The sequence below is a fragment of the Sphingobacterium ginsenosidimutans genome (assembly GCF_039536865.1).
Taxonomy (GTDB): domain Bacteria; phylum Bacteroidota; class Bacteroidia; order Sphingobacteriales; family Sphingobacteriaceae; genus Sphingobacterium; species Sphingobacterium detergens.
The window spans coordinates 1,154,561-1,179,522 of the sequence record NZ_BAAAZK010000007.1 but is presented as its reverse complement, the minus strand read 5'-3'; the positions used below and the strand labels follow the sequence as shown (position 1 = coordinate 1,179,522).

22 protein-coding genes are annotated in these 24,962 nt (G+C 40.0%); all 22 read left to right on the top strand.

The genetic code is table 11. The annotated features are described in order from the left end of the window. The first annotated feature begins 161 nt into the window (after positions 1-161). The 22 genes from ABFX33_RS17335 (at position 162) to ABFX33_RS17230 (ending at position 24,957) form a co-directional block, all read left to right on the top strand. Positions 162-689, top strand: coding sequence for a TlpA family protein disulfide reductase (locus ABFX33_RS17335; RefSeq protein WP_346087035.1), 528 nt, complete (start codon positions 162-164; stop codon positions 687-689). A 140-nt stretch (positions 690-829) separates the two neighbouring features. Beyond that, entirely contained in the window at positions 830-1,609 is a 780-nt protein-coding gene (locus tag ABFX33_RS17330; RefSeq protein WP_346087034.1) for a proline and serine-rich protein 1 family protein, read from the top strand. A 277-nt stretch (positions 1,610-1,886) separates the two neighbouring features. Next, complete coding sequence (locus ABFX33_RS17325; protein WP_346087032.1) at positions 1,887-2,858, top strand: T6SS effector amidase Tae4 family protein; 972 nt, start codon at positions 1,887-1,889, stop codon at positions 2,856-2,858. 11 nt (positions 2,859-2,869) lie between these two features. Continuing rightward, the gene (locus ABFX33_RS17320; RefSeq protein WP_346087031.1) at positions 2,870-3,685 is read left to right on the top strand and encodes a hypothetical protein; all 816 of its coding nucleotides are present in this window, start codon (positions 2,870-2,872) and stop codon (positions 3,683-3,685) included. Positions 3,686-3,929: 244 nt separating this feature from the next. Continuing rightward, a complete protein-coding gene (tssD, locus tag ABFX33_RS17315; protein WP_120257239.1) occupies positions 3,930-4,325 on the top strand; it encodes a type VI secretion system tube protein TssD in 396 nt (131 codons plus the stop codon). Positions 4,326-4,386: 61 nt separating this feature from the next. Further along, a complete protein-coding gene (tssD, locus tag ABFX33_RS17310) occupies positions 4,387-4,782 on the top strand; it encodes a type VI secretion system tube protein TssD (RefSeq protein WP_346087029.1) in 396 nt (131 codons plus the stop codon). Positions 4,783-4,869: 87 nt separating this feature from the next. Beyond that, on the top strand, positions 4,870-6,741 hold the full coding sequence (locus ABFX33_RS17305) for a type VI secretion system Vgr family protein (RefSeq protein ID WP_346087027.1): 1,872 nt from the start codon (positions 4,870-4,872) through the stop codon (positions 6,739-6,741). A gap of 150 nt (positions 6,742-6,891) precedes the next feature. Then, on the top strand, positions 6,892-7,854 hold the full coding sequence (locus ABFX33_RS17300; RefSeq protein ID WP_346087026.1) for a DUF2931 family protein: 963 nt from the start codon (positions 6,892-6,894) through the stop codon (positions 7,852-7,854). A gap of 7 nt (positions 7,855-7,861) precedes the next feature. After that, positions 7,862-9,202, top strand: coding sequence for a T6SS phospholipase effector Tle1-like catalytic domain-containing protein (locus ABFX33_RS17295; protein WP_346087024.1), 1,341 nt, complete (start codon positions 7,862-7,864; stop codon positions 9,200-9,202). A gap of 21 nt (positions 9,203-9,223) precedes the next feature. Further along, positions 9,224-9,400: a hypothetical protein gene (locus ABFX33_RS17290; protein ID WP_257091165.1), complete on the top strand. Its 177-nt coding sequence runs from the start codon at positions 9,224-9,226 to the stop codon at positions 9,398-9,400. A gap of 5 nt (positions 9,401-9,405) precedes the next feature. Next, the gene (locus ABFX33_RS17285) at positions 9,406-10,404 is read left to right on the top strand and encodes a hypothetical protein (protein WP_346087022.1); all 999 of its coding nucleotides are present in this window, start codon (positions 9,406-9,408) and stop codon (positions 10,402-10,404) included. A 5-nt stretch (positions 10,405-10,409) separates the two neighbouring features. Further along, a complete protein-coding gene (locus ABFX33_RS17280) occupies positions 10,410-10,883 on the top strand; it encodes a DUF4280 domain-containing protein (protein WP_257091163.1) in 474 nt (157 codons plus the stop codon). Between the two features lie 3 nt (positions 10,884-10,886). After that, positions 10,887-13,670 (top strand): OmpA family protein, encoded by a 2,784-nt coding sequence (locus ABFX33_RS17275; protein ID WP_346087019.1) that lies wholly within the window; start codon positions 10,887-10,889, stop codon positions 13,668-13,670. Positions 13,671-13,677: 7 nt separating this feature from the next. Next, positions 13,678-14,277, top strand: a complete 600-nt coding sequence (locus ABFX33_RS17270) for a hypothetical protein (protein ID WP_346087018.1) — start codon at positions 13,678-13,680, stop codon at positions 14,275-14,277. Positions 14,278-14,282: 5 nt separating this feature from the next. Next, positions 14,283-15,047, top strand: a complete 765-nt coding sequence (locus ABFX33_RS17265) for a hypothetical protein (protein WP_257091155.1) — start codon at positions 14,283-14,285, stop codon at positions 15,045-15,047. Positions 15,048-16,072: 1,025 nt separating this feature from the next. Beyond that, the gene (locus tag ABFX33_RS17260; protein ID WP_120257248.1) at positions 16,073-16,600 is read left to right on the top strand and encodes a hypothetical protein; all 528 of its coding nucleotides are present in this window, start codon (positions 16,073-16,075) and stop codon (positions 16,598-16,600) included. A 3-nt stretch (positions 16,601-16,603) separates the two neighbouring features. Continuing rightward, positions 16,604-17,098 (top strand): type VI secretion system TssO, encoded by a 495-nt coding sequence (gene tssO / locus ABFX33_RS17255; RefSeq protein ID WP_120257249.1) that lies wholly within the window; start codon positions 16,604-16,606, stop codon positions 17,096-17,098. A gap of 27 nt (positions 17,099-17,125) precedes the next feature. Further along, complete coding sequence (locus ABFX33_RS17250) at positions 17,126-18,082, top strand: PKD domain-containing protein (protein ID WP_257091152.1); 957 nt, start codon at positions 17,126-17,128, stop codon at positions 18,080-18,082. Between the two features lie 15 nt (positions 18,083-18,097). After that, a complete protein-coding gene (tssR, locus tag ABFX33_RS17245) occupies positions 18,098-20,494 on the top strand; it encodes a type VI secretion system protein TssR domain-containing protein (RefSeq protein WP_346087015.1) in 2,397 nt (798 codons plus the stop codon). After that, the gene (locus ABFX33_RS17240; protein WP_346087013.1) at positions 20,491-22,995 is read left to right on the top strand and encodes an ATP-dependent Clp protease ATP-binding subunit; all 2,505 of its coding nucleotides are present in this window, start codon (positions 20,491-20,493) and stop codon (positions 22,993-22,995) included. The genes tssR and ABFX33_RS17240 overlap by 4 nt, the downstream gene beginning before the upstream one ends. A gap of 122 nt (positions 22,996-23,117) precedes the next feature. Continuing rightward, positions 23,118-23,564 (top strand): type VI secretion system contractile sheath small subunit, encoded by a 447-nt coding sequence (locus ABFX33_RS17235; RefSeq protein WP_120257253.1) that lies wholly within the window; start codon positions 23,118-23,120, stop codon positions 23,562-23,564. Between the two features lie 7 nt (positions 23,565-23,571). After that, a complete protein-coding gene (locus ABFX33_RS17230; protein ID WP_120257254.1) occupies positions 23,572-24,957 on the top strand; it encodes a DUF5458 family protein in 1,386 nt (461 codons plus the stop codon). Positions 24,958-24,962: the final 5 nt, after the last annotated feature.

Genomic DNA, 24,962 nt, shown 5'->3' with positions numbered 1-24,962 from the left:
TTGAAAAAGTAAAAAGCACTTATTTATTAAAAAAACACTGACATCAGTACTTAACGATATCGACGTAGAGGATTCAACACAGGTATCGTTAAGTACTTTTTTGGTTTAATAATAGGAGATATTAATCCTATATTTAGCGTAGAAAATATAGGATCAATTTTATGAATGTAAAAACACAAATAAAAGCTATTGCGCTGATGTCCCTTTGTCTGTTATGTACCATTGGTCATGCACAGGAGAGCAACAATAATAAAAAATTATGGGCAAAATCAATTTTGAATAAGAAGGCACCAAAGCTGGAGGTAGAGCAGTGGCTGTCTGATGCGCCGGACACAAAGGGCAAATTTGTGCTCATTGATTTCTGGGCCACATGGTGCGGACCTTGCCGCAGGGTCATTCCGGAATTGAATGAGTGGCATAAAAAGTATGGGGACAAGCTCGCGATAATCGGTGTTTCGGACGAAGCGGCTTCTGTAGTTCAAAATGCCAAGGAAATTAAAATTGATTATTACAGTGCTGTAGATACTAAAGGCAAGCTGAAAAAAGAACTTGAAGTACAGGGGATACCACATTGCATTTTGCTAGATCCTGATGGTATTGTCCGTTGGGAAGGATTTCCGACCTTGGAAGACCACGAACTGACAGAAACCGTACTCACTAACGTTATAAAAAAATATAGTAAAAAGTAAGAATAACGGCTTTAAATAGTGCTGCTAGTGGGCTACACGATGCAGCGGTATGATTGATTAAATAAATTTATTAAAAAATTGTGGGGTGAATTAATCTTTATACGAGCGAAAGAGTCATAGTCTTAAATAATCTGTATTTTATGTTGAAATATACCCTCGTTTTTTTTCTGGTTCAGTTGATCGGAATTAATCTACAAGCCCAATATCGTCCTTCCAATATGGGAAGAATTACAGTTGTCTCCGACAGTCAGCCCTTTATCCTTTCCTTGAATGGGGTCGCCTATAACGATCGGCCGGAATTGCAAGTGACCATAGATGGACTTTCGGATCAATTGTATGCGATTAGCACCCTGATAAGTGGAAGAGGACAGCGGGAAATGGAACGGAGACAGATTACCGTACGTAATGAAAATGGTGATTTTGTGGAGATGATCTTTAAAGTCGGAAGCCAGCGTAATACACGGAGCCGTGGCCAGCTTATTAATCTATTTGCTCAAATTCCAATAGACATGTCATTGGTAGACAATGGCAATGGCGTGGCTTATGCTTACGGTGCGCCGGGCAGACCTATTCATCTGGGGGATAATCCGGATATGGGGATTCCACCAATAAATTCCATTACACCGATCAGCAGGGCAGAATTGGATCGTTTATTCAGTCTTATGAACAGGGAACCTTTTGACGATGCAAAATTCAAAATAATTAACCCGATCTTTTCTGAGACAACACTTCGCGTTGAACAGATTAGTGAAATCATGAAACGTTTTCAATGGGATGACGAAAAGCTGAAAGTCGCCAAGGCTGCCTACGGAAATTGTTCGGACAAAAGAAATTATTCCACATTGACAGGAAACTTTACTTTCCTGGGTAATAAAAACGATCTGCTTGACTTCATTGAAAAGCAGCAAAGAATAAGGTAGAACTAATTCTTAAGGTATACAGTGAGCCCAGCATATTTGTTGGGCTTTTTTTATAAGCACCTCAATCCCATCAGCGGGGGCTGGACGAATTTAGGTTGATATCCAACGGATTTAAGTTGATGTCCGGCGGATTTAAAACGCTAGTTTGTTCCTAATGACCAATGACTTAATATTACATTGATTTTGATGCCTATGCTTACACTTTGGAATGTAGTTTGATAGAAATTACGTGAACCAAATGTGAGCGGCACCTTGTAAAAGATAGGTTTTTGGTAATATGGCGAATGTAAAATTTGGTAGCTATTCCCCACAAAAGGTGGAGAAAGTAGAAAATGACTTTATTCCGATTGTGTCGCACAATAGAAACTGGGGTGATCCAATTAATTGCTTCTATGTGGAAAATCCACAGAAGAGAATCACAACACTATCTTCGCATCTGGATTCGGATAAGGTGAAGCAAAATTTGGAGCAATTGTATTACAGGGAAAATTATATGATCCTAAATTTTAAAGTTGATAAGGGCAATAATGGCGCGAACGATAACCGGGGTAATATTACCGTGAAATCGGATAAACTGAAATTTGTTCCGCCAGGCAAAAAGCCTAGCGATGCGCAGTCTTCGATCAAGCTAAAGCAAACCTATGGTTCGAGTTTCAGTTTGTCTATTGTCGCCAATAATATCAAGGATAAGACCGAATCGTTTATTGATTTTTATGCCGATGATGATGATTTCTATTTTTATAATGTGAGCAATGTTTTCTGTGGTCGCGTCAGTCTGACATATTATGAACCTTTGTTTCCAAAAATTTATGCGAATTATCCAAAGCCATATACATCCAAGCCTTGTAACGAAGGTCATTTTAATCAATGTGCTATCCGGATGAGTATAGCCTTAATGAAATCTGGAATCGCACTCGATAACGTAAAGAATCTTTCCAATCCTGGTGGTCAGACCTATTGCGGGCACAAGCATGTACTTGGTGCATTCAACTTAATGAAACATATCGGCACCTTACACTTTTGGAAAAGACGAACAACGTATGATGGAACAAAGCAGCGTGTTTATGATATTGTACGGGATAAAACAGGCATACTCTATTTTGAGAATTTCATCGAAATTGAAAATGAACGACCACGACGTAGCCATTCATATGCGCACATCGAAGTTTGGAATGGATCTGCATTGGTCAGTGGATTCGATATACAGATGTTTGACGCAACGACCATTGTTTTTTTTGAAATAGAATAAGACTAGAACGGATGATAAGATTTACTTTTTTTGGTGGCATATTACTTTTTTGTTGGGCCTGCAATACCAAAGGCAACAAGGATAAAATTGGTGGAACTGATTCGCTGGTAGCATTGAATGCTTTTATAGCAAAAGATTCAATGGATTTGCTTTCGCACAAAGAGCGCAAAGACAAACAAATATGGATAAACAGCCGTCTAGAGGACTACCTATTGGGCAAGGATTCAGTATTGCCGGATCGTTCGCCTATGGTGCTGACAATAGACGAAAAGGGAGCTTTTCTGAGTTATCGCTACGAGGGTACACGATCTTATTTTCCGTTTAAATTGGGAATGAAGGATTTTAACTATCAAGATATGACCTTGACCACGGTGGCAGACTCGGTCATTGACCTCAAGATGAAAAATGGGGATGATTTTACCTTTGTCCTACGGCGGGCCAACGAAAATGGAATGCCAGATATCAGTAAATCTTTATTGCAAACTTTGTTGCCGACAAAGAGGCTTGAGCGTATGAGCAAAGGGAGCCACAAAGTGGAGAATGGGATAATATGTACTGAAAGAAGCTGGTCGGATGCCGCATATTGCATGTGCGATAGCACGCTGTTTAAATACAAACTAGGTTATGACTATCCCGTACAAACAGGCTCAGGAATGTCTAAACCAGTCTATTACGTAGGAATAAGTGACCGTCAGGGACCCGAAAAAACATATAAAATGGACAGAAGGGAAAATGAGATCCTGCTGAAAGATCTGACGTCGGGAGAGGTTATGTACATCTTGTATACCGATAAAGCGGGAACCCAAAATGTTCCTGTGCAACAATAATAAATATATGGCCGGATAGAAAAATGTATGTGTTTTGTTACATATCAATTTATTCTGCACAAAAAATAATTGACGTATGAATGCTTTTTTTTGCAGCGTAAGCGCGGTTTTTTGCAAGGCTTGGTAGGATTTAACATTTTTTTTAACGATAAGTTTGTTCTTTGGAATGCAGTTTGATGTAACTTAGAACAACAGGAATCATGGAAAGATTTCACTAATTTTTTTAAACTTAAAAACACAAGTTATGGCTTTCAAAGCAAGACTCCAGTTTTCAGGTAACGAGTATGACGTACTGAATGCTGACTATTCCTTCACACGTGACGTCGATTCAAAAGGACGTCCTTCATCTTCAGTTTATGGTGGAACGATCAATGTAGAGGTAGAATCTACAGAAGACACTTCGGTGATCGAGGCAATGGTGAACAACCAATACAAGCCGATCGCTGGTACACTATTGATCAAAAAACCGGACGAAGATGCCAAAATGAAAGAGATCAGATTTGAAGATGGTTACATTATCCGCTACGAAGAGGGAATCAATATTGTAGGATCGCATGCAATGACCTACAAGTTTGTGATCTCTGCGCGATCGATCAGTATCGGCGAGGCAACGAGCGAACAAGATTGGCCTAAAGCTTAACCACAGGAGGTTTTGCACCAGGAGATTTAACAAAGATTTGTAACCATTAAAAATTACGATTATGTCATTTAAAACAAGATTATCCCTAGGCGGGAAAGAATACGATGTTATCCAATGTAAATTTTCATTACATCGTGATGTGGACTCCAAAGGACGTCCTTCATCTTCAGTATATGGTGGAACAATCAAAGTAGAGGTTGAGTCTACAGAAGATACTTCGGTCATTGAAGCTATGGTGAACAACCAGTACAAAACTGTCAATGGTAAAATCACTTTCAAAAAGAGCGAAGAAGATGCAACCATGAAAGAGCTGAAATTTCAAGACGCTTATATCATCCAGTACAACGAGGGCATCTCTATCACGAACGATCGACCAATGACATTGACACTGGTGCTGTCGTCCCGAGTATTGGAAATGCAAAATGCAACATTAGAAAACGATTGGCCTAAAGCTTAGTCTTAAAGATTAGACCATGAAATTTGGAAAGACGGTCTATCAAGTTGAAGACCGTCTTTTTTATAAACTCCTTTAAAAGGTAATGTTATGTATTTTGATAAACCAAAATTAATCATTGAGATGCATATTGAGGGGAAGGAGGTAACGCATTTTCTTTCTTTTAATATCCGTCAGCGATTCAATGCCCACCACGAATTTGAACTTCGTATCGAACATGGCAAATTGGGGATTCCGGGATTGATCAATCTGCAGGATAGCCGATCATATGTGGGCCGCACCTTGGCCATTTCCTTTGGATATGCGCAATCCAGCATGCAGAATTTTTCGGGTATCATCACAGATGTGTCCCTAACGCAGAGCCATGGCTACCAGGGGATATTGCTGATCAAAGGATATAGCCCCACCATCTTGATCGACCGTGGTAAGGATCTGGGATCCTACTATGGTAAGACCCTGAACGATATTGTAAAGCTTGCAACCAAAGATATCGTACAGAACGACCTGCATATGAATGTAAATCCAACGCGTTCTGAACCTATAGACTACTTGATCCAATACCGCGAAAGCGACTTTGAGTTTCTGAATAGACTTTCCGCAGAATATCTGGAATGGTTTTTCTATGATGGTGAACGTTTACACTTTGGGAAGCCGGCAGAATTGCCCGCTGGAAAAGTGACCTATGGCCGCGAAGTGAGCCGACTGGATTATGGAATCCAGATCCGTCCTGTCAATCACTGCCGTTTTAGCTATATACCGCTACATGATCAACTGCTTGAAAGCACAAGTAACATCAAAGCTGAAGGCCATCCGGATCAGGTTTTTGCGATGCAGCGGGCTTCGGAAACCTTTAGTAAAGTATTTAGCCAGCCACTGGATATCCGGGTGGATAGCCAAGGTGAGCTGCAACGTGTTGTACAACAGCAAGAAGAAGCTAATGTTGGTCAGTTGCTGCAGGTATCATGCGATAGCGACTCGCCACAGATCAGGCTCGGTGCACAAGTGGAAATCGAAACCAGCTTGCGCCAGGATCTCAACTTCGTAACGGATACTTTGGGTAAGTTTTTGATCACAAATGTCGAGCATCACTTTGATGATGTCGGCCGATATACCAACCGCTTTGATGGCATCCTAGCGACCACAGAACGTATTCCTGTACGTGATTACCTGCGCCCGCAAGCGGATATGCAGATGGCTGACGTAATTGATAACAACGATCCCAGTGGACAGGGAAGAATTCGTGTGCGCTTCAAATGGCAATGTGCAAATAACGATGAAACCGAATGGTTGCGCGTGATCACGCCAAATGCGGGCACCGGAGACCGTGGCATGAACCGTGGTTTTATGTCCATACCCGAGATCGGCGACCATGTTATTGTAGCCTTCGAAGAAGGAAGTGTAGCCCGCCCTGTTGTACTGGGGAGCTTATATAACCAAAGTACAGCAGATAGCACGCCGCAGATTCAAAATCATCTAAAAAGCATCACGACACGCACAGGACATTTAATCGAATTTGATGACAGCCAGTCCAGTCAAGGGATCAAAATCACAGATATCAAAGGGAATATTGTCCATATAGACAGCCAGGGTAGCAATGTAACCATTACTGCACTCGAAAATATGACCTTGAATTGTAAGAATATGCAGATCAATGTGACTGAAAATATGGATGTACAGGTCGGAAAAGATCAGAGTACCTCCGTGGGCAACAATCAAACTGTATCAGTCACTAAAGATATCGCTACGACAGCCGGAAATAACTATTCACTTTCGGCGACAGGAGATATCTCTGAAGACTCAGACAATCGGACTGAAATTGCCAGCAAGGATTTTAGCCGACAATCTGAAACATCGAATGAACTCGCTTCTGAAATGACCATGTTCAGCAACAAAGAGAATATGACGCTGCAGAGTGGAAAAACCATAGAAATAAATAGTGTCGAGAAATCTAAACTCTTTTAATGAATGTGGGAGATTAAAGGAACATGGAATATTGAAATAAATCCTTCGCCTAGACAGCAAGGGTCTGGCAAGAAATCGATCTGTGCAGACAAGATATTCTTGTTATTATTCATGTTACTGAGTGTGGTTTCCAGTTGTCAAGAATCAAAGATGAACGAAAAAAAACAAGTGTGGGCTGGTGCTGTTGTTGCGCCCAAGGAATATCCAGTAGAGATTTATAATGGTGCATTGAGCAGTAATGAGTACGCTTATAACTTTGGCCCGATCTACGGGATACTTAAACAGGGCTGGAGTTCGTCAGGTAAAAGTATGGGTAGACCGGATACGCCCATTGAATTTCCGGATGAACTAAAGATGACTTGGTACGCTATTCAAGAACAAAAATTCTATACGGGAAATTGGAAATTGGATAAAGAGCAAATTTCCAAGGTCTGGCAGGAGGGAAGCCTAAATGTAAAAACAGGGACTAAAGAAGAGTTTGAAACACTAATTGTTGGTTTAGCGCCCGGAGGGAATGTCGCATTGTGGGCCGAAGGGGCACGGCAAGTGCTATTGGCTACTTTTCAGGCACATGATACTACAATCAATAAAGAAACTGCAAATCCGGATTTTGAGCATTTCTTTCGTCAAGAATATAGGGATGTGGCGTATACACCGGAAAAATTATACGGCACTGAGCTTTACGCGCAATTGCAGGGCAAAGGGTGGCCGGATCCTAAGCTATACCTCGATTATAACAAAAAGTATGCGTGGAAATTTGCAGTGGAAGGTATTGGCATAGGTCCCAAAGATTATTTTTATTACAAATGCTTTAATGGTGAAAGAGATCAGTTGCTCAATACAAGTGATGGCAATACGGATCTGCCGAAAGCGATCCCTGAACATATATCTGTCAAATGGCAGGATAGCAAACAGCAGCATTGGGTTGCAGATACAAGATTTAAATATGATGTGATAAAAAAAGCTTTTGAACAATTTGATCCTGCAGAAAAAATAGATCTTCTGATTCAGGTGGATATTGCTTCAAATGTATTGAATACTTATCTGAAGTCATCCTCAAAGCAGGTTAAAATTGTTGGATATGATCTGGCCTTGGTACCGGTAGATAATTAATGAATTTATGGCAAATGTTGTATTTAAAGACTATAATCCATCGCCTCGGAATACGCAAAAAACGTATTCAGTAACGATAAATATATTTTTTGATGGCACCAAAAACAATAAGAGTAATTCGGATGCCCGAGTGAACAATCACAGTTCATTTGAAAAATACGGTAAATCGGACGATGAGTCCAGTTACCAGAATGACTGGTCCAATGTTGCCCGATTATGGGAGAACTGTACCAATCCGAATCTCTTGTATATTGAGGGGATAGGTACTACAGACCTTAAGGGTGACTCGACAATGGGCTACGCTTTTGGGTCGGGCTGGACAGGTATTCGGTTTAAAGTGCGTAAGGGTTGTGAACAAGCGGCCGCTATTATCAAAAAAGAAATGGATGCCAATCAGGGGAAAGTGTTGCGGGAAATTATATTTAATGTATATGGCTTCAGTCGCGGTGCCGCTGCTGCGCGGAATTTTGTCTATGAAATTGGGAAGGCTGCTTATAAAGGGCGAAAAACTGAAACCGAAGAGGTGACAACCTATTCCGATAGCGACAATATGCCCGGTCGGGAAGAAATGCCCGCAGGTGGACACTTAGGTTACGCGCTCAAAGTCAAAGGGGTAACCTTAAATCCGGCTTTTGTGAAAGTGAATTTTCTGGGCATTTTTGATACTGTAGCTTCTTATTCACCGACTCCTGTACCCCGATTTTCAAACGATATCGGCGAATTGAACCTCAATACGCTGGGCAAAGCACAGCATGTCGTCCATTTTACCGCTAGGGACGAGATGCGGGAAAATTTTTCGCTGACTCGATCGCCAAAGGGGCTCGAAAGAGATTTGCCAGGGGTGCACTCCGATATCGGGGGGAGCTACCTGACCGGTCGCGAGGTGAAGGAAGAAATCGAAACGGCGAAGCTCTCTTATGGAAAGTTAGAAACTCTTCGGGACCGTTTGATTGCAGATGGATGGTACAAGCCTGGGGAGTTGACAATCACTGGTGGCTGGTATTGGGCGTTGCGTGGAGAGAAACAATTGGTATACAAGGAGTATAGCTTTATTCCATTGCATTTTATGGGATATTTTAGTAAAGATCATAATGCACAAATAGACCAAGAAAAAATGAAAGGCAAGTATAGCATACAAGGGCATCCTACCTTGGTCAGTGTGGAAGCAAAGCTGAAAGCCTATGTTTTTGATGGTGCTCCTTATCCCTATGCTGGCAGGGAACTGAATGCAGCGAATTTAAATGAGTTAAAAACACTGCGTTACAGCTATTTCCATCGTTCGGCGCGAAGGGAAGGTGTTGGAATGGATCCAAACAACGATTGGAAGAGAGTGGAACTGGAGGAATAATTTGATTAAAATAAATAGGCTATGGCAATATTAAAACAAGCAGCTAATATCAAGATACGTGTTCAGTCTGATTATAATTTAGAGGTGGCTGGTAAGGTGCAAAAGCTTGCTGACAAGCTGAATGTAGAAGCTAGAGAAGGCAATCTGGTATTGGCTTGTAATAAAGTCATACATGGAAGAGGAAATAAGGAGGTGTAACCATTATGTTCAACAAAAGCAAAAGTATTTTCTTTCAAGAAGGGGAGCTGGATCCCGTAGGTGCGGTAGTTGAAGAAAACAAATTGCTGCTCGAGAGTGTGTTGTCGTCGTTCAATTGGAGGGTTGGTCAAAAAATGGATTACGGTATGCTGTTGAATTTTGGACCTGAATCCAAGCAGACAGAATTAAAATATACCTGCAGTTTGACTAGACTTTCCAACGATGCTGAAGGCAATTTTGTGTTTGAGCTGAATAGGACAAGTGCAGTATATATTGACGAAATACTACCCGATCTGATAGCAGATAAATTGGCTTTTGAAGTAGGTAAGGTTTTCTATCCCTTGCATTTGATGGTTGATCCATCCGGTGAATTACGCGGTATTGCCAATACAAACCAGATACAGAGTCGTTGGCCTGGCGTGAAAGATGCACTCAGAAGTTACTTCCAAGGAGATTTCTTTGAAGAGTATCTTCAAAAGATGGAAAAACTGATGCTTCATGAGCATAATATATTTTCGGCGATCAACAGGACAGATTGGTTTATACGTGTGTTTTTTCAACCTTTCTATAAGTTGTATCCTGCTCAAAATATTGCTAGAAGGCAATTTTTTCCAAACCTTCCAACATTGTCGATGCAGTATCAACTCATAGAAAACATGATGCCAGAATTGAATCATTTCGGGGCAATAGAATTAATACAACAGGGGCTGTTGGAACAAGATGCTGATTACGGAATAATCTGTTCTGGTCGTAGCGAAGCACATTATATTTTTCATCCACAAACGCGGATTTTATTGGCTGCCAATGGCTATTGGGAGTCCAAGGTCGAAGGTAACCAGGTGCTAGTGGGGCTGAGGATGTTCTATCTGCCGGAAGAGGATGGCGATTTTGTGTTTGATTATAATAAAAAAAATAATACAACTGCACAGGCCGATCTTGGTACGGGAAGCCTGAATAAACAAAAAGATGAAAAGAGTACCTGGGCGAAATTATTTAACCTTTAAAAAAGATGGCAGAAAAACATGTAGTTGTTCAAGGGGCACAATGTATGTGCAACTTCGGTACAGCGCCTGATAAACTGAAGGTGCTAACGAATGATAAGGACTTTGCAAATGATAGCCAAGGAAGTAAGAAACCGATTGCTACAACAAAAGATATTGGAACTACATTCGAAAAAAATATGTTTGGATCCTGTTCCAAAATGAATAACAAACCTTGTAATGCTGTTGTACAGAGTTGGTCGGGGTTCTATCCGGATACTATTTTATCGAATGGTGGAAAAGTACTATTGGAGGATAGCAAAGCGAGCTGTCCAATAGGAGGGGCTGACTGTATCCGTGTGATTCAACATGGTCAGCAAGCGGAACCGTCTCAAAAAAATATAGACAACAGCTCGAAAGAAGTACAGGGACAATTGAATCCTATGGCAAATATGATAACTGATCAAGGATCTTTTGAAGGTATTGAAGTCGCAACACGATAAATTATGGCTAAAGGTGTTAGAAAAATAAAATGGACTGGGGAGGGGCCAGTTTACAACGGGACAAAAGGATCTGTTCCAAATTCTTTACTTGTAATAGCTCCCGGAGAATACGTATGGTTTCAGGTGGGGGATTGGCATCCGGGTACTACCGAAACGGAAAAAAAGAAGGATCTGAAATGGGCTGTACAAAATAAAGAAGGAAGAATAGAATACCAAAAGACGCTAGGATGGAACTACAAATATGGGTTTCGTCTTTCCAGAAAATTATGTGGCCCTTATACCTTTTATGTGGAGGCTTCTTGGAGTGGCAACTTTGATGGTAAAGCAGGCTTAAGTCTCCGTGGAGAAGCTCCAGCGCGAATTGTTGATAGCCGATGGACGAGAAATGAAGGAGGGGAAGACGTGCGGAAAACATATCAATTTTCGTATGGTGAATTGATTTGGCTCCGTCTTTTTACCGAAGGGCTAAACGGGTATAATAATGTGGAAGTACGTGTCTTTAGACGATTGAGATCTGCATTTGGCCTGCTTCCGAAAGATGATGAAGTAACCCGGAAAATCTATTTATGCCAGGTTATCAATGGGGAGATTAATTTGCGTATCCCAAATACTTATTCTTGGGGTAAGAGTATACCCGATCGGGCATCTGTGGAGGAATTTTACGTTAGGGTAGTACATCCCGTCACCAAGAAATATATCGCAGATACGATGCCGAAGCCCAGTACAGCTCATGCTCGGTTTTTAAGAATCAAGGATAATGAGGTTTCCCAAGTAATAGAAACCCCTCAAAATAGGGTGCCTGTAACGATTTATGAACCGGATAAGAATGCGGCCAGATTTGAGCCCTGCAGATTTGAGCAAATTAAAATTACCGAAGTAGGGAAAACGCCTGTTATCGTATTTGATCACGGCGGCGGTGTCAAAAATAAATCAAACCCTAGGGAACCTGTGTTGGAATCGATATTCTTTGAAATAGGAAAAACAGAATTAACCCCGGATAGTCGCAAGAAGATGGATACCATTTTACAATTTATTTTGGAACATAATGGTTCTTCTATCCGATTGGATGGTTACGCTTGTGTGATTGGTAAGCAGATTGACAACCAGGTGCTCTCGGAAAATAGGTCAAAGACGGTTAAGGAATTCTTTATTAAAGGAAAATTGGCGGGAGGCCGGATCACAACGGTGGGCCATGGCGAACTAAATCCTACCGACGATAAAAAAGGAAGGGACAATCTAAAATATAAGGATGAAAAAGATTATATCAATAATCGTAGGGTTGATATTTCATTTGAATATTACGGACATAATGCTGATACAATTGTTTATGATACAATTTTGGGTAGTAAACCCACAACCATAACCGTTGATCCTGTCAATTTTGATACAAAGGCATGTTTTAGTAAAACCAAACACAAAAAAGAAATTAAGTTTTCGAACACCAATATCAAAAATGGACTTGGGGGCAGTATTCCAGCTATCTCTCGTCTATCAGATACGAATCTCGTACCACTGAATTATATCTGGCCGAGGTACTGTCTGACCAATATAGGGTCTTTCAGTTCGGCTAACGATTATATAGTTCATTTTCATTCCTGCAGGTACTTTTCTGTTGAGAATAATCCACCTCTAAAAATCAGGGTGTTCCCAGATATCAAATGGAAACTAAATTTCTTTCTTAATTTAACAAATGACTTAAGTGTTAAGTGGCAGAATGTTACACCAGAGCAACATAGAGAATACCAGAGCAAAGCTGGTAAAATTGGCGCGGAGAATAGGTGGAAGCAAAAAGATGCTTCATTTGGTTTTGGCTTGTTGGCTCAATGGAACAAGTCTGGTGAAAATTATGGCTCAAAACTAGAACTCAAAACTTCATATGAAGGAAAGTTCAAGAAGCTTTATGATATCTTCTCCTCGATGGGGGATTTAGCAAAAAGCATTACTGCTGAAACAAAGGGGGCCGTCAAAACGAGTATTCCAGGTGTTCCAGTGATGATAGCGGTCAAACCACCTAATTTGAGCTTGGAAGGGGAATGGTTTCTTAAAAAAGTGAAGAATAGTGCAAATGTTGACGAGATCGGAACGGAGGTTTCAATTAAGTTGGCTGCTAATCCACTAATAGCCTTGGAAATCACAATAGACCTGCTAGGAGCAATTGTTTGGGGAGTTTCGGGAGCAATCTCGGGGGGCGCAGCGGCACCAGGTGTGTTAAAATTGTATCAAAAAATCAAAGACCAGTTGATGACTGGCGCGAATGTTGGGACAGACGATTTGGGGTTTAAAGCGAGTGTAGATATATATATGGACTTGGTTATAACGAACGAAATATTAGTTGATAGTACTTTTGCTTTTAATACGGTAGGAAAACCTTCTGACTCTAAAATTGATATATCCGCAAAAGGCAGATTGAAAGTAGAACTGAAGGTAGGTATTAAAGTCAAAGGTGAACTTTCTCTGGTTGTGGTTAAAGTGCAAGGATATTTCGAAGCATCTGCATCCGCAGAAGGATCTATAACGTTTGGACATAAATTAAATTATGATGCTAAAGGCTTATACTATCGCCCTATTCTAGGATTTGATGGTTTGAATGCCAAATATATTGTAGCTGTATCGCTCTCTTTGGCAAAGAAAATTAAAAAAGATCAAACGAAAATGGAAATGACTGAGGAAAAGAAAGTCGTGCTCGCAGAGGGTAATTATGATAACGTTATTCCAAAATTTGATATAATAGAAAAAATTGAAAAGACCTTCAATGTTGACGCAAATATTCCGTTAATTACAAACTAAAAAAACTATGAAAATATATTTATTGATGTTACTATGTCTAATTGGAGTTACTTCCTGTAATTCTCAAAATAGGAATGATTTGCTGGCAATTCATTTTAATCAATCCGTTTCCACCTTGATTAGTGCGCAAAAATTGGAAGAATTCCAAGATCCGAATTATGGAATCTATACGTTTAAAACAGATAAGTTGGAAGGATTCAAAATCGGAGATATAGATTTGTCGACCTACAAGTATCCGAATGGCCCAGTAGCAGATTTTAATAGAATACAAGTATATGTGGACGACCGAACTTCTCAGCAATATTTAGGTTTCCGGTATACTACGGTAAAACAGGATGAAATAAAGGAATTAGTTAATTATCTGAAGAAAAAATATCCAAAATTTGAACAAAGAAAAGATTCAACCGGTGAGGTTTACTTTTGGGATATAGAATCTTTAAATGCCTGGCTTTTCTATTATCCAAGTGTTTCTGTGGATAGCAATGGCAAAGATTTCCTAAATTCTAATTTCCTCTATGTAAAGAAAGGAACTCGTGTAGAGAATAGTCAGGATACGAGTTACAATACCATTTTGGACAATTTTAATATGATGTATCCTAAAAATTAAAACTCATGCAAAAGCCATATTACAATTTGGATTTTGGAGCGACGATGTGTAAACTTCAAATTAAAGTGAATGATCTTGAGGTCTTTATGTTAAATATTGATGGCCAAGTGGCTTCTGAAATACCTTTGAATGGTGGAATATTCGGTAGTGGTGAACAACATATTGAAATTAGGGCCTTGCCTCTGGAGGGTGAAAAACTGCTCAATCCGCAAGCAAATTTTCATTACCAAGTAAAAGCTGTTGACGTAAATACACCAAATTGGGATTTTATAAAAAGTTTTGGAAAACATCAGATTGGACCTGAGCCAGAACCTAAACCTTTTCTTCTGAGCAAGGGTGTCTTTCATGCGGATGTTCCCTATGTTGTATCCAATTGGGGAGATCTCGGGAATGTAAATGAAGATGATCTCAAAGAGAGATTATTTAGGATATATCGCGAGATCATAGACGCTGGTAAAAAAGGTGACTATAACAAATTGTTTGCTGCTATTGAGCTCACCGAAAGGAGGAATGCTTTGACTCTTTATCTTTCTGAAGTAGAGGTGAAAAGCAGAGTAGATGCCATAAGGAAGGATATTAAGGAGGGCTTCAAGATGATGGATCTGGATAAACACAGTGTTGTTGAAGTAGCTGGCAATGGTCGATTGTGCCGCTTGGTACGGATAGATGGAAATTCGGCATTGGCATTAGAAAATAATGAAACAGCGGAGGAGCTTATTATTGAACTTTGGCTAAGCCAGGATAAAAATAACAATTTAACTGTTTTCTAGTAAAACTGACTAGGATTGTTCGAGGGGTAAGGTAAGAATTTGAACTAAATAGGCGTGGGGTTTGTGTGCTATTTATACTGCTGTCTTTGTGTTTTTTGATCGGTTGTACAGCTAATAACCCAAATGAACAAGTAGATTTTTCTGTAGTTAGGTAAAGCAGCCCCAAAAAATATTAAAAATGTAGCAAGCAGCGAAGGGGATAAAAATGATCTGTTTGAATTTATAGAAAAAGAGTAAAGAATAAGGTAAAACTAATTCGCATAGTATTTCGGAAGCCCAGCATATTTGTTGGGCTTTTTTATAGCAATCTTCATCCAATGTTGGGGCTGATACGAATTTAAGGAAATATCCAACGGATTTAAGATGATAACTGACGGATTTTAAACCGTTGTTTGTTTCTAACAGGCAATGCCTTAATATTACATTGGTTTTGTTGCAGTAGCTTAGGTGTTGGAATGTGTCAGGATAAGAAGCGTTAACGATAAGGTAAGTTCAACTTTACAACAAATAGATTAGTCACTTAAAAGAATTGTCGTAGTGGTAGGAGAAAAGAGTTAGCCTGCGATAGGTTATAAGGATCGGGAAGAAAATAAAAAAATCACCGCTTAAATAATAATAATAAATTAATATAACTATGGAAACTTGTCTTTTTTACTTGTTTTAGGATATTATACGAAAAGTGCTGTGGGGATATTTTTTAAGAAATATGATTTTGATTATTAATGTTTTACCGCTATGCTTTTTGAGCATTTTAGCTTGTGTGATCAAAAGGAAAAACAGGTATTGTAGTTCTCCGTTGCAGTATTACAATATGCTAAATCAGGTGTCTAGTATAAATAATTACCTATTTGTGGCCTGTTTTTTGCTTTTACGTTCAACGAAGTATTTTGAAGTATCATACTAACGTTAGTTCATATATTGAATAGATTAATGCTTGTGCCACTAGGTTTATTTTGATCTGTTTTAATTATCCAAATGCTGGAATATATGATTGCGATAGTTTTAGAAAAAGGAGTATTGAAATTATGAAACCAATAAACCAAAAGGAAATAAGTGCGGCTTATCGCAAGTTTATTATTTTGTTTACGATGCTTTTACTGGTATCACTATCGAGTTTTTTTCTCTACTTGAAAGCTGCTGAGAAAGAGTATGTGGTCTTGAAAGAGCAGTATGAAGAGGTCGAAAATCTGATGAATTCGAGGGCGGATATCAATAGACAATTTGCACAGATCAATCAATATTTTAGAGATATTGGTCAGGGGAATGCGGATATGTCAGCTATCGCCAGAAAACGGGTGCTTCAGAATGAAATTGCCAAAAGTTCGGGCCATATCAGTCGAGTAATTGATGGTTTAAAGGCAGATAGTAGCAGAGCTAGCCTGAAATTTTATCGACAGTTAAATAGAGATGTGATTTTAGTTTCCCGCTTACAAGATTCATTATTTTCTACCAAAAATCTGATTGAAAGTAAACGTATGCAGCTCGAAAGTTGTATCCTAATGAATAACCAAATTAACAAAGTTGTAAACCAAGGCTCGATTGTAGGGAGGTAAAATATGATAAAACTTAGTTTAGCTGAAAGACGTGAACATTTTCTTTTATTGCTGGGAGCTTTTGTACTGGCAATGACAATATTAGGCTTTGTTCTTTTCTATAGTGACGGTCCTCGGTTTGCAATATCAAAAGAAGACCTTGCATTGCGTATCCAGGATGACCAGAAATTTGAAGAGTCTGCAAAAATGGCCTTACGCTATGTGGATAGTGCCTCCTTGCAGATCAAGCGATTTGATCCATCAGTGCAGGCTGTATTCATTGAAAATGATATTAAAAAAACATTTAATGATGTCAATGCCATTTATGCGCAGAATAGTTTCGACAACAGATATGGCATATTTGCACAGGCAGCAGTCCTCTATGAGAATTACTATGTTGACCGTCGGGAGCTTAAAGGCAATATAAATGATATAGACCGTATATCTAAAAATCTGGATGATTGCATCGTAAACAGGAAACAATTGCAGCAGACCATCAATATGATGAATGCGCGTTAATACATATAAATAATCAATTATAGCTAAATGGATAATAATTTTATTGAAGAGGAGTCAGTACAGAAGGTTTCCAAGAGTAACCCTCGTATCTATTTGTTTATCATCATCTTTTTAGTCATTGCGATTTTAGCGGGATTGCTATATTTCTTTAAAATCTATACCAAAGCAGAAGAGAAGATCAGCGCCAAGATAAACAAGACTGAAATTTATTTGAATGAGGATCTGATCTATGCAGATAATACCAATGGTGCAAAGAAATGGGTTTGGGAGTTTGGAAATGGCGATAAATCGACAAAACAACAAGGGACTTATCGCTTTCCGGCTGTAGGCTCCTATGTCTTAAGGCTCACGGTAAACGATAAACTCCGTGAACAGTTTTTTGTGTCGGTGAAAGACAGTGTCGTTCATTCTTTGGCACAGGATACAACCTTATTTATCAGTGGTTCGACCAATGGCATTGTACTGGAGGAGATACGACTGGAAGCAAATGGTCCTGGCGAAGTGTTTGAATGGTGGTTTGGAGAGACAGGAAAAGTGGATGCAATAGGTAAATCTGCGCTCTATACCTATACAAAACCTGGTATCTATAAGGTGCAGCTCCGTTCGGATAAAAGCCCAAAATTTGTTTTTCACACGATACGTATCGTCGATCCAACAGCTGATATCAACCAGCTTGTCACTCCAGGAAAAGGAGCTCAGGATGCACTCAATGATCTGAAAGAAAAAATACAGGATATTGCAAATGGCGCAGATTTTAATGCAAAGTATAATTATATCCTTTCAAAATATCTGTGTGGAGATGAAAAGGTCAAGGTAAATGTAGAGATGGACGGGAAAAAGAAGCAAATGGATATCTACACCTATCTGATGGGACTTACTTTTTCCAAAGGTGTCACGATCAATGAGGTAACTGTAGAAAGTGCTTCGACACCAAATGCAACAAAAGAATGTCCTACATTAATCAAAGTTAAACAATCAAAATAATAGCAAAGTCTTACTATGAGTATAGCTAAATATTTCCTGCCTTATACCTTATGCCTTGGCTTGTTATGGGGAGCGTTGGGTACAGATGCTATCAAAGCGCAATCTGCAACATCCTTTGGTGGAAGTGTTGTCGGTCTACCCGTGCCTTATCTTGAACCCAATCCTGCGACCTCGACTAAATTGTCTCTGGGCAAATCTAATCTTCCTTGGATTGTGTTTTCTGACCGTAATGATAATTACACCACGACCTCGCCAGGAGGAACACTGATGATGGAGAAGTTGACCTTTATGCAGCCATTCTATGTTTCGGAAGAAAAAGATGGTTATCTAAAGCTGTTACGCTTCAGCGAGAATATGGTGCGTGGGCTTAAATTGAAAGACAAAAAACATGCAGAAAGTGTGGGATGGATTGCTAAAGATAAATTATTGTTATGGCAACGCTCTTTTGTTGATGTCGCGACCCGTTTTCCAAATAAGGCATTGACGATTATTAATGATGTTGAACCTTTGGTCGCCGGACAATATTATTTTGACAAAAAAGATTCGATTTATGTTTTTGATGGACCAGATCTGAAAAATGGAAAAGCGAAAGTTGCACTTCATAATTATGTATATGTCTTTAAAAAATCGGATGATGGCAAGCAGCTGCTTATCGGTTCGGCTGATCAGTTTGTTCCCAGAGAGGCTGGCAAATATGTGAAAGGATGGGTATCCTCATCTGTTGTTCAGAACTGGGGCCACCGTTTGTATTTTGCGCCCTATACTTTCCAGTCTCCAGAAGCTGATGTTGTTATGGAGAAGATCAATAAAGATCGTATCGATGGACTTGAGCCTTACAAAATAGACCCATTGATCGATACGGCAAACATTACTTTATTGGGCGTACCTGTGCAAACGGTAGATGAATCGGGAATCGTGACAAACTATGCCATTGACGTATTCAATAAAACTAATAATAAACTATTGACGATCAACGGTGCCGAATTGACTTACCCTGGGTTAATTAACCTCATTAAAAATAGATCGAAAATCAATATTATTTTTGTTATCGATGGTGGAAATGCCATGCGCAACCACTTTGCGAGCTTGACTAATACTATTCAAGGATTTGAAAATAGTGTTGAAACGATTTTTAACAAGCAGAACATAAAGTATGGTAGTGTGGTCTTCCGAAACCCTTCTTCTTGTGGTGGACGAACCGCAAAAATGGAACTTACCGAAGACTTCCGCAAGTTGACGGGCTTCTTGCGCGAGCAATCCAAGATCACAAGCAACTGCGATCGCGGTAATTCTGAACAACCTCTTTTTGAAGGCATAGGCGAGGCGACCAACTTGGTTAAAGATGTGGCAAAGCAAACGAATCTATTTGTAATTGTAGGATCTACAGGCAATTTAGGCGGTGCCAATCCCAGTCAGATCTCCTCTATTGCCCGAAGGGTTGCGGATGTAGAAGGTCGGATGGTTATGTTACAAGCGTATAATAGCACGCAGACAACATTCAATGATTTCATCGTACAATCGAGAAAACTGGTGTCCAGCGAAGCTTATTATGCTGCTGAACGACGTAAATTTCAATTGGTTAAAGGAGAAGCTTTCGGAAATCAATCCTACGATTTTAATCTGACGGATTCAATATCGTATTACTTGGATTTTCCGAAAAATAGCCTTATCCAGGGCGGAGTGGTGTTTCCAACCCGGGGTTCATCGCTCAACAACAAGAGTTTCAATGTGGCGTTTTACCGTTTCATGGATGAAACCCGCGAGGATATACGCTCACATATACACAGCTTGGATAGTGCCTTTCGCCTAACGGGAATAGAAAATGCCAACATCAATCCAAGTGTTGCTAAGTCATTGGGTGGCAAGTTTAACCAGGATGTCGGTGAATCAATGCCACATAATGCCTTTAAGTTTGCTTCTATGCTGAAATTTAGCCCTGATTTGCAGTACCAATTAACTAAGGGTTTGGATTTTGATCTTGTTTTGAATACGGGGGAGTTCAACGAATTCAACAGCACCTTGTCTGTGATGACCGGAGATAATTTGGTCAAAGATGATAATTCATTCAGAAAGAAACTGTATCAGAATTACATTGAGGCCTATAAGAAGAAATGGCCAATGTATAGTGCTGGAGCTGTCGACAAATGGACCATTGGAAAGTATTTTTCAGTTATGTTAGGGCTTCCTATTATCCACAATACATTTACAGATATGAAAGTGGAAGCATTAAAAAATAAGAAGGAAATGACACTGGAAACTTTTGAAGCTTATATTGTTTATCTGCAGCAGGTGATGGCAATGACTAGATCGTATGCTCAAAATCAAGGTAAATTTTTCTCTAACGGGGAGCAATATTACCGTGTCCGTGGTAGTTTCTTTAATATCAATGCACCTCAAACAACCAGCAAATGACGATCAGCAACTTTAGTGAATCTGTTAAATTAGCCATTCATATTGCTCAAGCTTTAGCGGAGGAATATCATCAGAACCAATTTGGTCCAGCTCATTTGCTGAAAGCGTTGATGCATAAGGATGTTGGCTTGCGCCAATTTGTTCAGTCTATTCATAAAGATGATCAGTATATCGCTGAGTGGGCCGAAATTCGTATGGACGAGTTGGAGCGATCGAATATTGCGGTTCCAGCCGAAGAAATAAAAGGAAATGAAGGGGTCATTCGTTTGCTGGATGAGGCTGATCTCGTCAGGATCAAACTCGGGCTTGATTTAATCACACCCATCTGTTTGCTCACGGCCATTTCAAAGGCAGGAATTGCTTTTGATGTCAATCAATTAAAATCCTTCCCGATCAAGGAGAAAGAAATATATGACCTCTACGTAGATCAGAATCAAATCGGTCAGGCTGTTTCGAAAGGTGGAAATGAAAGTAGCGATATGAATAGTAGCGCTACGGTAAAAGGAGCATTGCATCAGTATTGTGTGGATCGTCTGCAATTGGTGCGTGAAGGTAAATCTGACCCGATTGTGGGGCGGGATAAGGAGATCCGGATGATGATGGAGATCCTCTGTCGGCGCAACAAACCCAATGTTATTATTGCTGGTGAAGCCGGGGTGGGTAAAACTGCGCTAGTGGATGGTTTTGCGATTGATATTGTGAATGGAAATGTGCCGGCACTGTTGAAAGATGCTCAATTATTCGAACTGGATTTGGGGGCTTTGATCGCCGGGGCAAGTTACAAGGGGGAAATCGAAGATCGCTTAAAAAAGATTATCACAGAAATAAAAGGTTTTGATAAGGCGATTTTGTTTATCGACGAAATCCATACGTTGTTGGACAATAAAGGACCGATAGGCTCTGGTGCCGGAAATCTGCTGAAGCCCGAATTGGCAAGGGGTGAAATCACGGTAATAGGAGCAACAACCTTGGATGAGTACCGAAAGATCATCGAACCTGAACAGGCATTTAACCGACGCTTTGAGTTGCTCCAGGTGGCAGAACCCTCAGAAGAAAAAACCATCAAGATGCTCGAGAAAGTATTGGATAAATACGAACAACACCATGGTCTAAAAGTTGAGCTAGATGCACTTCCTGTCATAGTGACACTGGCAAAGCGCTACATGAAAGACCGACATTTGCCAGACTCGGCATTTGATCTGATGGACCGTAGTATGGCTGCATTAAAACTGGCACAAAGTGGTTCACTGGAAATTCTTGAAAATGCCGATAAGGAATTTGAAGTATTGAAATCGGATCAGCAGCAAAAAAATGAAATTCAGCTCCTGAATGATTACAAATGGCTGACGGAGGTACTTTTTAATAAGTTAAGTCCGATTCTGTTGGGCTTGCTGACTGAAGAAACAAGTTTTGAAGATTTTGACTCCGCAGCGCAATTCAATGACTATCTGACGCGGATTGTTCCTCTGTTAAAGGAGCAGGCCCAACAGCTCTCAGATACGGTTACTAAACAGGATATTGTGGCAGTGATGGCTTATAAAACAGGGATCCCTATGGGTAAACTGCAGGCCGGAGAAAAGGAAAAGCTGCTACAGATCGAAGGTTACCTCCAAAAACGTGTTGTGGGACAAGATCAGGCTGTGAAAGCAGTGTCCGAAGCGATATTAGAATCAAGAAGTGGGCTGAATAAAAAAGGTCAGCCGATAGGTTCGTTTTTCTTATTGGGGCCGACTGGAACGGGAAAAACGGAGCTCGCTAAATCAATTGCTGAATTTTTGTTTAATGACGAAAAAGCAATGATTCGTTTTGATATGTCCGAATTTAAGGAAGAGCATAGTGCCGCATTGCTGTATGGTGCTCCTCCGGGATATGTGGGCTATGAGGAGGGTGGATTATTGGTCAACAAAATTAGACAGCAGCCCTATTCTGTATTATTGTTCGATGAAATTGAGAAAGCGCATCCGTCGGTATTTGATACTTTTCTTCAAATATTGGATGAGGGGCTTATGCATGATCGTTTGGGTAAAGAAGGTGATTTTAGCAATGCGCTGATCTTGTTTACCTCCAATATCGGTAGTGAATGGATTGCAGGGCAAATTGAATCAGGGCAGGGCTTTCCAAAACATAATCAACTCATGGATATTATGACCGCTCATTTTAGACCTGAGTTTTTGGCCAGAATATCTGAAATTGTGCCTTTTGCACCTATATCTGAAGGTAATGTCGTGAAGATATTTGATATACAATTGCGGCAGCTTATCCAACTATTGGATAAGCAGGCTGTAGCACTGCAATTGACAGAAGAGGCGAAAAAGGCGATTGCGCTGAAAGGATTTACACCTAAATATGGTGCACGACAACTTGCTGCAGGAATCAGAAATGAACTGCGAAGACCCATTTCCAAAATGCTGATCGCGGGCGAACTGAACCGGGGCGATCTGTTGACGGTGGACTGGGATGAAAAGGCAGAAAAATTGATCTGGGATATAAAACAGAAATAACCTGTATGTCGTTTTAGGACAGTGGAATAGCGGACGTAAATAATGAATATTTACCAATATTTTGTTATATTGTATATAAAATAGGAAAAATTTAAATAAGTATAAACTTAATTTTTTGAAATATGTTTGAGTACGAAATTGGTGGAAACGAAAGAAAAGTAGAGACTTCGGAGTCCATTGTGGACATCTCGTTCAATAAAACGATGTTTATTCAGAAGCTGACTGACAACGAGCCTTTAAGGCCTGAAAAAGTTGAAGGACTAAAGAAAGTAGATGATGTCTTTGCACATTTTAAACCGAATGTGGATGTATCGTTTGAGGACGAAGATGGAGCGGCAGTAAACGAGAATTTGAAGTTTCAAAATCTTGGCGATTTTTCGGCCAAGAATCTAACGCAACAAAGCGATTTTTTATCTAACATTAGTGTACAGAAAGATCTTTCTGCGAGTGTAATCAAACAGCTGAAGTCAAATAAAACGTTGAAATCAGCAATTGAAAACGCGGAGACTAAAGAAGCATTTATTAATGTGCTAAAAAATTTCATCGCAGAATTGGAAGCAAATAAATAGGAAACAGATGGCAAATACACAACAAGAAAAAGCGGCGCAAGCGGGTACCGCTGCCGGATATAAAGAAGTAAAAGATAGGTCAGCGAAAGAGAACCTGCAAGATAGCTTGGATAAATTGGTTCGTGTCGGTGGTTTTGACCTTTTGGAAGCCTCTGTGGACGGGATTCAGAATTTGAATCCTGAAAGGAAGGCACGGAAGCAGATTTTTTTGAGTGATGATCAGAAAAAGAAAGAACGGGAGCAGCTGAAGAAGAAGATGGAGTTATGGGTGGATCTTTTGGAGAACTCGGATTCTGTTGCTGGAATGGTGGAGAAAAGTGCTGAAAAATTAAAAGTTGCTGAAGAGACCTTGAATCGTAATTTGGGGGTGGCATTGGAAGCTAGCCGTGAACTGGAGCAATCTTACCGTTCGGTACATTTATTCTACAAAAATACAGAGTCGGATAAACTGGACAACGTGGTCTTGATGAATGCAAGTATGGATCAACTGACGGACCTGGACAATCCTCGATTTATCGAATATGTTTCCGAAGAATTTAAACAAAATTATGATCGTCTGGATCTTCGGGATAATTATTCGCTATTAGTGGTCCCTGGCTATTTAGGTTCCAATAAGGTGTTGGACCGTTGGGCAAAGATTGCCAATGTCAATAAAGCAATGCTGGTAACAGACTTTGCGGATCTGGATCAACCTGATGATGTCATCGATCTGTTTACTTCAGGTAATTATACCAGTGCCGAAGCCTATAAGTCGAATGTCATTATGACAACCAATTGGTTGATCGGGCGTGAAAAAAATACCACTGTTGGCGAAGAGGAGGATCTGACTGTACCAGGCTCTGCTGCTTTGGCGGGGAAAATGTACTACACATTGATGTCGCAGGTGACTGCTGGTAAAAAACATGGTACAATCAATGAGGTCGATGGTGTAAAATTCGACTTGAAAAAAAGTGAGATCTCCCATCTTGAACGTATCGGTCTAGTACCGATGGTCAATGAATATGGTAAAGTAATGGCTTTCTCGGCCAAAACATTGTTCAATGGCGATAATATTGGTCTACAAACTTATTCGGTTGTCCGCGTATTTGATTATGTCACCAAAGTCTTGTTTGATTTCTTAAACAGAAGAGCTTTTGAGAACTGGACAACCAAAACCGAAAAAGACCTTCGTGCACAGATCGTTAAGTTTCTGGACAGTATCCAAGGACCAGACAGACTAATTGAACGATTTAAGATTATGCGTTTTGAACGTGATGATCAGCAGAAAGATAAGATTCACTTGGACATTCACATCACACCTTATTTTCCGGCAAAAAGTTTTATGGTAAAACTTGATGGTTATAAAGGGGAGGATGAAAGCACAACTTGGGCAAGTGAATATAACCAACAATAAGTGAT

What these genes read in the sequence shown, in the direction of transcription:
- ABFX33_RS17335 (WP_346087035.1), top strand. Translation starts at nt 162, where the DNA reads ATGAATGTAAAAACACAAATAAAAGCTATTGCGCTGATGTCCCTTTGT.
- ABFX33_RS17305 (WP_346087027.1), top strand. Translation starts at nt 4,870, where the DNA reads ATGTATTTTGATAAACCAAAATTAATCATTGAGATGCATATTGAGGGG.
- ABFX33_RS17325 (WP_346087032.1), top strand. Translation starts at nt 1,887, where the DNA reads ATGGCGAATGTAAAATTTGGTAGCTATTCCCCACAAAAGGTGGAGAAA.
- ABFX33_RS17250 (WP_257091152.1), top strand. Translation starts at nt 17,126, where the DNA reads ATGGATAATAATTTTATTGAAGAGGAGTCAGTACAGAAGGTTTCCAAG.
- ABFX33_RS17280 (WP_257091163.1), top strand. Translation starts at nt 10,410, where the DNA reads ATGGCAGAAAAACATGTAGTTGTTCAAGGGGCACAATGTATGTGCAAC.
- ABFX33_RS17295 (WP_346087024.1), top strand. Translation starts at nt 7,862, where the DNA reads ATGGCAAATGTTGTATTTAAAGACTATAATCCATCGCCTCGGAATACG.
- tssD (WP_120257239.1), top strand. Translation starts at nt 3,930, where the DNA reads ATGGCTTTCAAAGCAAGACTCCAGTTTTCAGGTAACGAGTATGACGTA.
- ABFX33_RS17275 (WP_346087019.1), top strand. Translation starts at nt 10,887, where the DNA reads ATGGCTAAAGGTGTTAGAAAAATAAAATGGACTGGGGAGGGGCCAGTT.
- ABFX33_RS17230 (WP_120257254.1), top strand. Translation starts at nt 23,572, where the DNA reads ATGGCAAATACACAACAAGAAAAAGCGGCGCAAGCGGGTACCGCTGCC.
- ABFX33_RS17290 (WP_257091165.1), top strand. Translation starts at nt 9,224, where the DNA reads ATGGCAATATTAAAACAAGCAGCTAATATCAAGATACGTGTTCAGTCT.
- tssO (WP_120257249.1), top strand. Translation starts at nt 16,604, where the DNA reads ATGATAAAACTTAGTTTAGCTGAAAGACGTGAACATTTTCTTTTATTG.
- ABFX33_RS17235 (WP_120257253.1), top strand. Translation starts at nt 23,118, where the DNA reads ATGTTTGAGTACGAAATTGGTGGAAACGAAAGAAAAGTAGAGACTTCG.
- tssD (WP_346087029.1), top strand. Translation starts at nt 4,387, where the DNA reads ATGTCATTTAAAACAAGATTATCCCTAGGCGGGAAAGAATACGATGTT.
- ABFX33_RS17330 (WP_346087034.1), top strand. Translation starts at nt 830, where the DNA reads ATGTTGAAATATACCCTCGTTTTTTTTCTGGTTCAGTTGATCGGAATT.
- ABFX33_RS17240 (WP_346087013.1), top strand. Translation starts at nt 20,491, where the DNA reads ATGACGATCAGCAACTTTAGTGAATCTGTTAAATTAGCCATTCATATT.
- ABFX33_RS17260 (WP_120257248.1), top strand. Translation starts at nt 16,073, where the DNA reads ATGAAACCAATAAACCAAAAGGAAATAAGTGCGGCTTATCGCAAGTTT.
- ABFX33_RS17320 (WP_346087031.1), top strand. Translation starts at nt 2,870, where the DNA reads ATGATAAGATTTACTTTTTTTGGTGGCATATTACTTTTTTGTTGGGCC.
- ABFX33_RS17285 (WP_346087022.1), top strand. Translation starts at nt 9,406, where the DNA reads ATGTTCAACAAAAGCAAAAGTATTTTCTTTCAAGAAGGGGAGCTGGAT.
- ABFX33_RS17270 (WP_346087018.1), top strand. Translation starts at nt 13,678, where the DNA reads ATGAAAATATATTTATTGATGTTACTATGTCTAATTGGAGTTACTTCC.
- ABFX33_RS17300 (WP_346087026.1), top strand. Translation starts at nt 6,892, where the DNA reads ATGAACGAAAAAAAACAAGTGTGGGCTGGTGCTGTTGTTGCGCCCAAG.
- ABFX33_RS17265 (WP_257091155.1), top strand. Translation starts at nt 14,283, where the DNA reads ATGCAAAAGCCATATTACAATTTGGATTTTGGAGCGACGATGTGTAAA.
- tssR (WP_346087015.1), top strand. Translation starts at nt 18,098, where the DNA reads ATGAGTATAGCTAAATATTTCCTGCCTTATACCTTATGCCTTGGCTTG.